At 53.5% G+C, this 12,272-nt stretch carries 7 protein-coding genes; 2 read left to right on the plus strand and 5 right to left on the minus strand.

The features are described 5' to 3' along the window. The first annotated feature begins 44 nt into the window (after positions 1 to 44). Together KB892_RS24305 and KB892_RS24310 are read left to right on the plus strand one after the other, a co-directional pair. A complete protein-coding gene (locus KB892_RS24305; protein ID WP_004198931.1) occupies positions 45 to 305 on the plus strand; it encodes a PTS sugar transporter subunit IIB in 261 nt (86 codons plus the stop codon). Positions 306 to 308: 3 nt separating this feature from the next. Then, on the plus strand, positions 309 to 626 hold the full coding sequence (locus tag KB892_RS24310) for a PTS lactose/cellobiose transporter subunit IIA (protein ID WP_002884149.1): 318 nt from the start codon (positions 309 to 311) through the stop codon (positions 624 to 626). A 42-nt stretch (positions 627 to 668) separates the two neighbouring features. Here KB892_RS24310 and dcuB read toward each other — a convergent pair whose 3' ends face one another. The 5 genes from dcuB to rplJ all read right to left on the minus strand — a co-directional run bounded on the left by dcuB (position 669) and on the right by rplJ (position 11,992). Next, a complete protein-coding gene (dcuB, locus tag KB892_RS24315) occupies positions 669 to 2,009 on the minus strand; it encodes an anaerobic C4-dicarboxylate transporter DcuB (protein WP_002884148.1) in 1,341 nt (446 codons plus the stop codon). Positions 2,010 to 2,409: 400 nt separating this feature from the next. Then, complete coding sequence (gene rpoC, locus KB892_RS24320) at positions 2,410 to 6,633, minus strand: DNA-directed RNA polymerase subunit beta' (protein ID WP_002884146.1); 4,224 nt, start codon at positions 6,631 to 6,633, stop codon at positions 2,410 to 2,412. 76 nt (positions 6,634 to 6,709) lie between these two features. Beyond that, positions 6,710 to 10,738 (minus strand): DNA-directed RNA polymerase subunit beta, encoded by a 4,029-nt coding sequence (rpoB, locus tag KB892_RS24325; RefSeq protein WP_004152306.1) that lies wholly within the window; start codon positions 10,736 to 10,738, stop codon positions 6,710 to 6,712. A gap of 324 nt (positions 10,739 to 11,062) precedes the next feature. Then, positions 11,063 to 11,428, minus strand: coding sequence for a 50S ribosomal protein L7/L12 (gene rplL, locus KB892_RS24330; protein ID WP_002884142.1), 366 nt, complete (start codon positions 11,426 to 11,428; stop codon positions 11,063 to 11,065). A gap of 66 nt (positions 11,429 to 11,494) precedes the next feature. Continuing rightward, complete coding sequence (rplJ, locus tag KB892_RS24335) at positions 11,495 to 11,992, minus strand: 50S ribosomal protein L10 (RefSeq protein ID WP_001207203.1); 498 nt, start codon at positions 11,990 to 11,992, stop codon at positions 11,495 to 11,497. Between the last annotated feature and the right edge of the window lie 280 nt (positions 11,993 to 12,272).

Raw genomic sequence — 12,272 nt, forward strand, 5'->3', positions numbered from 1 at the left:
TGAAGAATATCGTTTTGTGCTGTGCCGCCGGTATGTCTACCAGCATGCTGGTTCAGCGTATGCAAGATGCCGCGCAGAAGAAGGGTGTTGAGGTCTCTATCAAGGCCGTACCGGTCGCTGAGTTTAAAGATAATCTGGCCGCCGCCGACATTATTTTGCTCGGCCCGCAGGTGAAATATGAGCAGGCGAAGCTGCAGGCGCTGGCCGACCCGTTCGGCAAGAAGGTCGCCGTGATCGATATGATGGACTACGGCATGATGAAAGGTGATGCCGTTCTGGATAAAGCCCTTAAGATGCTGGAGTAATCGATGGAAGATTTAGAAACGATCATCATGGAGCTGCTGGTTAACGCGGGTTCCGCACGTAGCGCGGCGCTGACGGCGCTACAGCTGGCGCGCAAAGGCGATTTTGTCGCCGCGGAGCAGGCCATGGCTGAATCCCATGAGTTCGTCAAACATGCGCATAAAATTCAGACCCAGCTTATCGGCATGGATGAAGGCAGCGGTAAATTGCCGGTCAACCTGATCACCGTGCATTCCCAGGACCATCTGATGAACGCTATGGTCATTCAGGATCTGGCGACCGACATGATTGAACTCTATCGTCGTCTGCCCCTCGCGCAATAATCTCACGGATTTAACGGGCGTCGCTGCCGGCGCCCGTCCTTCTTACAGAAAGCCGTACATCGCCGCGAATACCCAGCCAAACACGCAGGAGACGCCGACGCCGATGAGCCCGGGCAGGATAAAGCTGTGGTTAATCACAAAGCGGCCGATATGGGTGGTCCCTGAGCGATCAAACTGGATCGCCGCCAGATCGCTTGGGTAGGTCGGCAGAATATAGTAGCCATAGCAGGCCGGCGCAGAAGCCACGATATAGGCCGGGTCGACGCCGATGGCCAAGGCTACTGGCACAATCGCCGCCAGCGCTGCCGCCTGGGAGTTCACAAATTTCGAAACCAGTAGCAGCACGATGGCATAAGCCCACGGATACTCTTTTACCATTTCACCAAGCACGCCTTTAATCTCGGTCATGTGCGCGCCAAACATGGTCTCCGCCATCCACGCGATGCCGTACACCGCGACGATAGCGATCATTCCCGAACGAAAGACCTCATTTTTGGAAATCGATGCCGGGTTAGTTTTTGTAATGATGATGATCAGCGCTCCGGAGAGCAGCATAAACATCTGGATAACCAGCACCATCGACAGTGGTTTACCGTCAAAGGCCGGGCGCAGTTCAGAAAAAGCGCCAAGCAGCGCCACCACGGCGATAGAGGCCAGAAAAATCCACATTGCTATCCAGTTGCTGGTCGGCAGCTTTTTGTCCAGCAGCGTCGCCGTATCGCCATAGACGTAATGGCGGTTCTCCGGTAGCGCAATAAACGCCTGGAAGGCTTCGTCCTGATCCAGGTCTTTGCCGCGGAACCAGCTGAAGATACCGATGGCTAAAATACCCAGCAGCGTGGACGGAATGGTTATCGCCAGCAGATCGAGAAACTCCAGGTGTTTCCCGTTAAAGGTAAAATTTCCCAGCATCGCCACCAGCGATACCACCGCCACCGAGACCGGGCTGGCGATGATCCCCATCTGAGCGCCAATGGAGCTGGCGGCCATCGGACGCTCCGGACGAATGTTATTCTTAATCGCCACATCGTAGATAATCGGCAGGATGGTATACACCACGTGGCCGGTACCGCAGAGGATGGTCAGCGTGCAGGTGACGAAAGGCGCCACGATAGAAACATATTTCGGGTTACGCCGCAGCAGCTTCTCGGCAATCTGCAGCATCACGTCTAACCCGCCGGACGCCTGCAGAGTCGCCGAGGCGGCTACCACTGCAATGATCACCAGCATCACATCAACCGGCGGTTTGCCCGGCTGGAGATGAAAAACAAAGACGAGGATCACCAAACCGATGCCGCCCAGCAGCCCCAGCGCAATACCTCCTTTTCGGGCACCATAAAACAGACAAATTAATATAATAATGAGTTGTATCGCGAATTCCATGCAGCCCCCAAAGCCTGTCCACTCAGATCTAAAAATGATCCCTACCTGCCTCTCGGGATTATTTCTGCGCCTGACCGGGAGAAGCATGAGATGCGGCGATCCCTCTCCAGCGCCGTCGCGCCGAAGATACAGCAACAGAAGTAATCCCATGATTCATCAGGTATTTTGAATATATACCCTTTGAATTGATTATTTTTTGATATGAGTAGAAGTTTTACCCATACATAAAGAAAGGTTTTAGAAAAAGGCTTCTAATAGATATTTTTCATGAATTAATTGCTAAGAAAATGAAGATTTAATATGTCGTAAATGTAATTAATGGCCGGGAAAGCGGCGAAAAATAGACAATAAAAAAAGCCGGTCAGGAAACCTGACCGGCTTTTTAGCAGTGCATCAACGATTAATCGTTGTCAGAACCGCCCAGACCTGCGTTCAGCAGCTCTGCCAGGTTGGCAGACGCTTCTTCCACGCTCACCTGCGGTGCCGCCGGCAGCTCGCCAGCAGCGCGACGGCGCATACGATCCTGGTGATACGCATAACCGGTACCGGCCGGGATCAGACGACCCACGATGACGTTCTCTTTCAGACCGCGCAGTTCGTCGCGTTTGCCCGCAACGGCTGCTTCGGTCAGCACGCGAGTGGTCTCCTGGAACGATGCCGCGGAGATGAAGGACTCGGTGGCCAGAGACGCTTTGGTGATACCCAGCAGATCGCGGGAGAACGTTGCGCCCACTTTGCCGTTCGCTTCCAGTTCGCGGTTCGCGATCTTGACGCGGGAGTATTCCACCTGCTCGCCTTCGAGGAAGTCGGAGCTGCCTGCGCTTTCGATGGTGGCTTTACGCAGCATCTGACGAACGATAACTTCGATGTGCTTATCGTTAATCTTAACGCCCTGCAGACGGTATACGTCCTGGACTTCGTTAACAATGTAACGGGTCACAGCATGTACGCCACGCAGACGCAGAATGTCGTGCGGTGCTTCCGGACCGTCGGAAACCACATCACCACGTTCCACACGTTCACCTTCGAACACGTTGAGCTGACGCCATTTCGGGATCATCTCTTCGTACGGCTCGCTACCGTCTACCGGGGTGATAACCAGGCGACGTTTCCCTTTGGTTTCTTTACCGAAGGAAATGATACCGCTGATTTCAGCCAGGATAGCCGGCTCTTTCGGACGACGTGCTTCGAACAGGTCCGCAACGCGCGGCAGACCACCGGTGATATCCTTGGTACCGCCGGATTCCTGCGGAATACGCGCCAGGGTGTCACCAGAGCTGATCTGTACGCCATCTTCCAGCTGAACAATCGCTTTACCCGGCAGGAAGTACTGAGCAGGCATATCAGTGCCTGGGATCAGAACGTCGTTGCCCTGAGCATCAACGATTTTCAGTGCTGGACGCAGATCTTTACCACCTGCGGTACGTTCTGCAGAGTCCAGAACCACCAGCGAAGACAGACCGGTCAGCTCGTCAGTCTGACGAGTAATGGTCTGGCCGTCGATCATGTCAGTGAAACGGATGAAACCGCTAACTTCGGTGATAACCGGCATGGTGTGCGGATCCCAGTTTGCGACGGTTTCACCGCCGGCAACCTGCTCACCGTCGCCTTTCGCCATAACCGCACCGTAAGGTACTTTATAGCTCTCTTTGGTACGACCGAATTCGTCGATCAGCTTCAGCTCGGTATTACGGGAAGTGATAACCAGCTTACCACTGGAGTTCACAACCGACTTCGCGTTGCTGAGCTTGATGCTACCTTTGTTTTTCACCTGGATGCTGGATTCAGCAGCCGCACGAGATGCCGCACCACCGATGTGGAACGTACGCATCGTCAGCTGTGTACCCGGCTCACCGATGGACTGTGCCGCGATAACGCCGATAGCCTCACCTTTGTTGATGAGGTGGCCACGCGCCAGGTCACGACCATAGCAGTGCGCGCAGACGCCAAAGTCGGTGTCACAGGATACAACGGAACGCACTTTGACGGAGTCAACGGAGTTCGCTTCCAGCAGGTCACACCAGTGCTCATGCAGCAGCGTGTTGCGTGGAACCAGAATATCCGCGGTACCCGGCTTCAGAACATCTTCCGCAGTCACACGACCCAGTACGCGATCGCGCAGCGGCTCTTTAACGTCGCCACCTTCGATAACCGGCGTCATGGTGATGCCTTCCAGGGTGCCGCAGTCGTCTTCAGTGACGACCAGGTCCTGCGCAACGTCAACCAGACGACGAGTCAGGTAACCGGAGTTCGCTGTTTTCAGTGCGGTATCCGCCAGACCTTTACGAGCACCGTGGGTGGAGATGAAGTACTGGAGTACGTTCAGACCTTCACGGAAGTTCGCGGTGATCGGCGTTTCGATGATGGAGCCATCCGGCTTCGCCATCAGACCACGCATACCAGCCAGCTGACGAATCTGTGCCGCAGAACCACGCGCACCGGAGTCGGCCATCATGTAGATGCTGTTGAAGGAAACCTGCTGCTCTTCCTGACCGTCACGGTTAATCACGGTTTCGGTTTGCAGGTTATCCATCATCGCTTTGGATACACGATCGTTCGCCGCAGCCCAGATATCGATAACTTTGTTGTAGCGTTCGCCCGCGGTCACCAGACCGGACTGGAACTGTTCCTGAATCTCAGCAACTTCCGCTTCCGCTTCGCTGATGATTTCGTATTTTTTCTCCGGGATGACCATGTCATCGATACCAACGGATGCACCTGAACGCGCTGCGTAAGCAAAGCCGGTGTACATCGTCTGGTCCGCAAAAATAACGGTCGGTTTCAGACCCAGAATACGGTAACAGGTGTTCAGCATCTTGGAGATCGCTTTCTTACCAAGCGCCTGGTTCACGATAGAGAACGGCAGACCTTTCGGTACGATCATCCACAGAATGGCACGGCCAACGGTCGTGTCTTTCAGGCTGGTTTTCGCGACAAACTCACCATTGTCGTCTTTTTCGTATTCAGTGATACGCACTTTAACGCGCGCATGCAGAGAGGCCAGGCCGGCGCGATAAATACGCTCAGCTTCTTTCGGGCCAGTCAGCACCATGCCTTCGCCTTTGGCGTTAACACTGTCACGGGTCATGTAGTACAGACCCAGTACAACGTCCTGAGACGGAACGATGATTGGTTCGCCGTTCGCCGGGGACAGGATGTTGTTGGTAGACATCATCAGCGCACGCGCTTCCAGCTGGGCTTCCAGCGTCAGCGGTACGTGAACAGCCATCTGGTCACCATCGAAGTCGGCGTTGTATGCCGCACAAACCAGCGGGTGCAGCTGGATGGCTTTACCTTCGATCAGAACCGGTTCGAATGCCTGAATACCCAGACGGTGCAGGGTTGGCGCACGGTTCAGCAGGACCGGGTGTTCGCGGATAACTTCGTCCAGGATATCCCAAACGACAGCTTCTTCGCGCTCAACCATCTTCTTAGCGGCTTTGATGGTGGTGGCCAGGCCACGCAGTTCCAGCTTGCCGTAGATGAACGGTTTGAACAGCTCCAGCGCCATTTTCTTCGGCAGACCGCACTGATGCAGACGCAGGTATGGACCTACGGTGATAACAGAACGACCGGAGTAGTCAACGCGTTTACCGAGCAGGTTCTGACGGAAACGACCCTGTTTACCTTTGATCATATCAGCCAAAGATTTCAGAGGACGTTTGTTAGAACCGGTGATCGCACGACCGCGACGACCGTTATCCAGCAGGGCGTCAACCGCTTCCTGCAGCATACGTTTTTCGTTGCGTACGATGATATCCGGCGCAGCCAGATCCAGCAGACGTTTCAGACGGTTGTTACGGTTGATCACGCGACGATACAGATCGTTGAGGTCAGACGTCGCGAAACGACCACCGTCCAGCGGAACCAGCGGACGCAGATCTGGCGGCAGTACCGGCAGAACGGTCAGGATCATCCACTCCGGCTTGTTGCCAGACTGAACGAAAGCTTCCAGCAGCTTAATGCGCTTGGTCAGCTTTTTACGCTTGGTTTCGGAGTTGGTTTCGTTCAGCTCTTCACGCAGCTGCTCGCATTCCTGCTCCAGATCCATATTGCGCAGCAGCGCCTGGATCGCTTCTGCGCCCATTTTCGCGTCGAATTCGTCACCGAACTCTTCCAGCGCGTCCAGGTACTGTTCTTCCGTCAGAATCTGGTTGCGTTCGAGGTTGGTCATGCCACCTTCGATAACCACATAGGATTCAAAGTACAGTACACGTTCGATATCACGCAGCGGCATATCCAGCAGCAGACCGATACGGGACGGCAGGGATTTCAGGAACCAGATGTGCGCAGTCGGACATGCCAGCTCGATGTGGCCCATGCGCTCACGACGCACTTTAGTCTGGGTCACTTCAACGCCGCACTTCTCACAGATCACACCGCGGTGTTTCAGGCGCTTGTACTTACCGCACAGGCACTCATAATCTTTTACCGGCCCAAAAATACGGGCGCAGAAAAGGCCGTCACGCTCAGGTTTGAACGTACGGTAGTTAATGGTTTCCGGCTTTTTAACTTCACCGAAAGACCATGAACGGATCATGTCTGGCGAAGCCAGAGCAATTTTGATCGCATCAAACTCTTCGGTTTTAGTTTGCGCTTTCAGAAACTTTAATAAGTCTTTCACGGATTTGCTCCCGTCGGAGTTAGCACATTCCGCTGCCGGGCGTTAACCCGGCAGCAGTGACCTGTTTGAGCGAGAATTACTCGTCTTCCAGTTCGATGTTGATGCCCAGCGAGCGAATTTCTTTCAACAGTACGTTGAAGGATTCCGGCATGCCCGGTTCCATCTGGTGATTGCCGTCCACGATGTTTTTATACATCTTGGTACGACCGTTCACGTCATCAGACTTAACGGTGAGCATTTCCTGCAGGGTGTAGGCCGCGCCGTATGCTTCCAGCGCCCACACTTCCATCTCACCGAAGCGCTGACCACCGAACTGTGCCTTACCACCCAGCGGCTGCTGAGTAACCAGGCTGTAAGAACCGGTGGAACGAGCGTGCATTTTGTCGTCGACCAGGTGGTTCAGTTTCAGCATGTACATGTAACCCACGGTTACCGGACGTTCGAACTGTTCACCGGTGCGGCCATCAAACAGGGTGATCTGACCGGAAGTCGGCAGGTCGCCCAGCTGCAGCAGCTCTTTGATTTCAGCTTCTTTCGCACCGTCGAATACCGGCGTTGCGATCGGCATGCCTTTACGCAGGTTTTCAGCCAGACGCAGAACTTCTTCATCGCTGAAGGTATTCAGGTCAACTTTCTGGCGAACGTCAGCGCCCAGATCGTAAGCACGCTGGATGAATTCGCGCAGTTTCGCGACTTCCTGCTGCTGTTTCAGCATGGCGTTGATCTTATCGCCGATGCCTTTTGCAGCCATACCCAGGTGAGTTTCAAGGATCTGACCGATGTTCATACGAGACGGTACGCCCAGCGGGTTCAGTACGATATCTACCGGCGTACCGTTAGCATCGTGCGGCATATCTTCGATCGGGTTGATCTTAGAGATAACACCCTTGTTACCGTGACGACCCGCCATCTTATCACCAGGCTGGATACGGCGTTTAACGGCCAGATATACCTTAACAATCTTCAGCACGCCCGGTGCCAGATCGTCGCCTTGGGTGATTTTACGGCGTTTCGCTTCGAGTTTTTTCTCGAACTCGTGTTTCAGTTCGTCATACTGCTCAGCCAGCTGTTCCAGCTGATTTTGTTTCTCTTCGTCGGTCAGGCCCAGTTCCAGCCAGCGATCGCGAGGCAGCTTGTCGAGCTTCTCAGCTTCAACGCCACCGGAGACCAGCACCGCGTAGATACGACTGAACAGACCGGCTTCGAGGATCTGCAGTTCTTCAGACAGGTCTTTTTTGGCCTGCTTCAGCTGCATCTCTTCGATTTCCAGAGCACGTTTGTCTTTTTCTACGCCGTCACGGGTAAAGACCTGAACGTCGATAACGGTACCAGAGACACCGTTCGGTACGCGCAGAGAAGAGTCTTTAACGTCAGACGCTTTCTCACCGAAGATCGCGCGCAGCAGTTTCTCTTCCGGCGTCAGCTGGGTTTCACCTTTCGGCGTTACCTTACCAACCAGAATGTCGCCGCCGGTCACTTCCGCACCGATATAAACGATACCGGACTCATCCAGTTTAGAGAGCGCAGCTTCACCCACGTTCGGGATATCAGCGGTGATCTCTTCCGGCCCCAGCTTGGTGTCACGGGACACGCACGCCAGTTCCTGAATGTGGATAGTGGTGAAACGGTCTTCCTGGACAACACGCTCGGAAACGAGGATGGAGTCTTCGAAGTTGTAACCGTTCCACGGCATGAACGCTACACGCATGTTCTGACCCAGCGCCAGCTCACCGAGGTCGGTGGACGGGCCGTCTGCCAGCACGTCGCCGCGCTCAATAGGTTCGCCCAGGGACACGCAAGGCATCTGGTTGATGCAGGTGTTCTGGTTAGAACGGGTGTACTTGGTCAGGTTATAGATGTCGATACCTGCTTCGCCCGGGTACATCTCGTCTTCGTTAACTTTGATAACGATACGGGAAGCATCCACGTACTGAACGGTACCGCCACGTTTAGCCACGGCAGTAACACCGGAGTCAACGGCAACAGCACGTTCCATACCGGTACCAACCAGCGGCTTATCAGCGCGCAGAGTCGGAACCGCCTGACGTTGCATGTTCGCACCCATCAATGCACGGTTGGCGTCATCGTGTTCCAGGAACGGGATCAGGGACGCACCGACGGATACCACCTGCTGGGTGGATACGTCCATGTAGTCAACCTGGTCGCGGCTGAACAAGCTGGATTCGCCTTTGCTACGGCAGGTAACCAGATCTTCTACGAAGTGGCCGTTTTCATCCAGGTTGGAGTTCGCCTGAGCGATAACGTAGTTGCCTTCTTCGATAGCAGACAGGTAGTGAATTTCGTCAGTAACCACACCGTTGGTCACTTTACGATACGGCGTCTCAAGGAAGCCATATTCGTTGGTCTGCGCGTACACGGACAGGGAGTTAATCAGACCGATGTTCGGACCTTCAGGCGTTTCGATCGGACATACGCGACCGTAGTGGGTCGGGTGTACGTCTCGAACTTCGAAGCCTGCGCGCTCACGGGTCAGACCGCCTGGGCCGAGTGCGGAGATACGACGTTTGTGCGTAATCTCAGACAGCGGGTTGTTCTGGTCCATAAACTGAGACAGCTGGCTGGAACCAAAGAACTCTTTCACTGCTGCGGAAATCGGCTTGGCGTTGATCATATCCTGAGGCATCAGGGTATCCAGATCGCCAAGAGACAGACGCTCTTTCACCGCACGCTCTACACGTACCAGGCCAACGCGGAACTGGTTTTCCGCCATTTCGCCAACGGAACGGATACGACGGTTGCCGAGGTGGTCGATATCGTCCACTTCGCCTTTACCGTTACGGATATCGATGAGCTTCTTCATCACTTCGATGATGTCGTCTTTGCTCAGGATACCGGAACCTTCGATTTCGTCGCGCAGCAGAGAACGGTTGAACTTCATACGACCAACCGCGGACAGATCGTAGCGGTCTTCAGAGAAGAACAGGTTCTCAAACAGACTTTCAGCGGCTTCACGAGTCGGCGGCTCGCCAGGGCGCATCATGCGGTAGATTTCTACCAGCGCGCTCAGACGATCGTTAGTCGGGTCGACGCGTACCGTTTCAGAGATGTACGGGCCGTGGTCCAGATCGTTGGTGAACAGCGTTTCGATACGCTTGTGGCCAGACTGGCTCAGCTTAGCCAGCAGATCCAGACTCAGCTCCATGTTCGCCGGGCAGATCAGTTCGCCAGTCGCTTCATCGATATAGTCTTTAGCCGCCACTTTGCCCGCGATATATTCAACCGGCACTTCGATATGCTTGATATCGTCTTTTTCCAGCTGACGGATATGACGAGCCGTGATGCGACGGCCTTTCTCAACGTACACTTTGCCGTTGGCTTCGATATCGAAGGAGGCAGTTTCACCGCGCAGACGCTCCGGAATCAGCTCCATCTGCAGCTTGTTGTCGCGAATTTCAAAGACCACTTTTTCGAAGAACAGGTCAAGGATCTGCTCAGTGGTGTAATTCAGCGCGCGCAGGATGATGGTAGCCGGCAGCTTACGACGACGGTCGATACGAACGAACAGGTTGTCTTTCGGGTCGAATTCGAAGTCCAGCCAGGAACCGCGGTAAGGGATGATACGTGCGTTATACAGAACCTTACCGGAGGAGTGGGTCTTACCTTTGTCACTGTCAAAGAAGACGCCCGGGCTACGGTGCAGCTGAGAAACGATAACACGCTCGGTACCGTTGATAACAAAGGTACCGTTGTCGGTCATGAGCGGAATTTCGCCCATGTAGACTTCTTGTTCTTTAATGTCTTTGACGGTGCCTTCTGGCGCTTCGCGCTCGTAGATCACCAGACGCAGTTTTACGCGCAGCGGTGCAGAATAAGTCACGCCACGGATCTGACATTCTTTAACGTCAAAAACCGGTTCGCCCAGACGGTAGCTGACGTATTGCAGCTCGGAATTACCGCTGTAGCTCTGAATCGGGAATACGGAACGGAAAGCAGCTTCCAGACCATACTGCCCTTCAGGATCTTGCTCGATAAACTTCTGGAACGAGTCAAGCTGGATAGAAAGGAGATATGGCACATCCAGAACTTGTGGACGTTTACCAAAATCCTTACGAATACGTTTTTTCTCGGTATAGGAGTAAACCATAGGGTTCCTCAGCTCGCTGACAAGTCGACCCATCTGCCCGCAGAGGGCAGTTTTTTATGCAACACTATTTTGTTGACCGGAAAATGGAACACTTTCCGCAATGCCTGTTGCTATCACGCTTAAACCATTTCATTGCGATTTACACAGCCCAGGAACCCTAACCTGTCGCAGTATATTAAGTCGTCGATAGAAACAAGCATTGAGAGGCAAACCAGTAGTCAAACAGCGTGAAACGCTACTGGCGCCTTACAGCGCAAAAAGGCTGGTGACCAAAAAGTCACCAGCCTCAGCCTGATTTCTCAGGCTGCAACCGGAAGGGTTGGCTTATTTAACTTCAACTTCAGCGCCAGCTTCTTCCAGAGATTTTTTCAGAGCTTCAGCGTCGTCTTTGCTGATGCCTTCTTTCAGTGCAGCCGGAGCAGATTCTACCAGGTCTTTAGCTTCTTTCAGACCCAGGCCAGTTGCGCCACGTACTGCTTTGATAACAGCAACTTTGTTAGCGCCAGCAGCTTTCAGAATTACGTCGAATTCAGTTTTTTCTTCAGCAGCTTCAACCGGGCCAGCAGCTACAGCTACAGCAGCAGCAGCGGAAACACCGAATTTTTCTTCCATTGCAGAGATCAGCTCAACAACGTCCATTACGGACATAGCGGATACTGCTTCAATGATTTGATCTTTAGTGATAGACATTTAAATTGTTCCTGAATATCAGAATAAGTTTATACGTAAGCGAATGCTTTACAAAGATAACTGCGATTAAGCAGCTTCTTTCGCATCGCGTACAGCAGCCAGAGTACGAACCAGTTTGCCAGCCGAAGCTTCTTTCATGGTTGCCATCAGGCGTGCAATTGCTTCTTCGTAGGTCGGCAGAGTTGCCAGGCGGTCGATCTGCGACGCCGGGATCAGCTCACCTTCAAAGGCAGCGGCTTTGACCTCAAATTTTGCATTCGCTTTCGCGAACTCTTTGAACAGACGAGCAGCAGCGCCCGGGTGTTCCATAGAGTATGCAATCAGGGTCGGACCAACAAACGTGTCTTTCAGGCACTCGAACTGAGTACCTTCAACGACGCGGCGCAGCAGGGTGTTACGAACAACACGCATGTATACGCCAGCTTCACGACCTGCTTTACGCAGTTCAGTCATTTTATCTACAGTTACGCCACGGGAATCCGCAACTACTGCAGACAGCGCGCCTTTGGCTACTTCGCTGACTTCAGCAACAATCGCTTGTTTGTCTTGAAGATTTAAAGCCATTAGCTTTGCTCCTGGATGTTTGCCAGAGCCTATGCTCTGGAACTCACTTCACTCAATTCAACGAAAAGAGCGTCTAAATACGGTGAGCAGAAACAAGCCAGAATATCCAAAAATAATCTTAGCGTTCTGTCACCGTCTACGCAGGGGATTAAGTTTCTTGCGAAACACCTGCGGTCTTCGACGGAGGCCTGGATAGGCCAGGCTCCAACGAACAAATTCTTCCTATGACTTCGTCCTTCGAACCGCAGCGGCGTTAGCTGCTCTCGTTCACACCGGTCAT

Origin of the sequence: Klebsiella sp. P1927, assembly GCF_018204675.1 — a bacterium.
GTDB lineage: Bacteria > Pseudomonadota > Gammaproteobacteria > Enterobacterales > Enterobacteriaceae > Klebsiella > Klebsiella pneumoniae.

Coding starts and splice junctions, on each gene's coding strand:
- KB892_RS24305 (WP_004198931.1), top strand. CDS start 45: ATGCTGGTTCAGCGTATGCAAGATGCCGCGCAGAAGAAGGGTGTTGAG.
- rpoB (WP_004152306.1), bottom strand. CDS start 10,738: ATGGTTTACTCCTATACCGAGAAAAAACGTATTCGTAAGGATTTTGGT.
- rplJ (WP_001207203.1), bottom strand. CDS start 11,992: ATGGCTTTAAATCTTCAAGACAAACAAGCGATTGTTGCTGAAGTCAGC.
- dcuB (WP_002884148.1), bottom strand. CDS start 2,009: ATGGAATTCGCGATACAACTCATTATTATATTAATTTGTCTGTTTTAT.
- rplL (WP_002884142.1), bottom strand. CDS start 11,428: ATGTCTATCACTAAAGATCAAATCATTGAAGCAGTATCCGCTATGTCC.
- KB892_RS24310 (WP_002884149.1), top strand. CDS start 309: ATGGAAGATTTAGAAACGATCATCATGGAGCTGCTGGTTAACGCGGGT.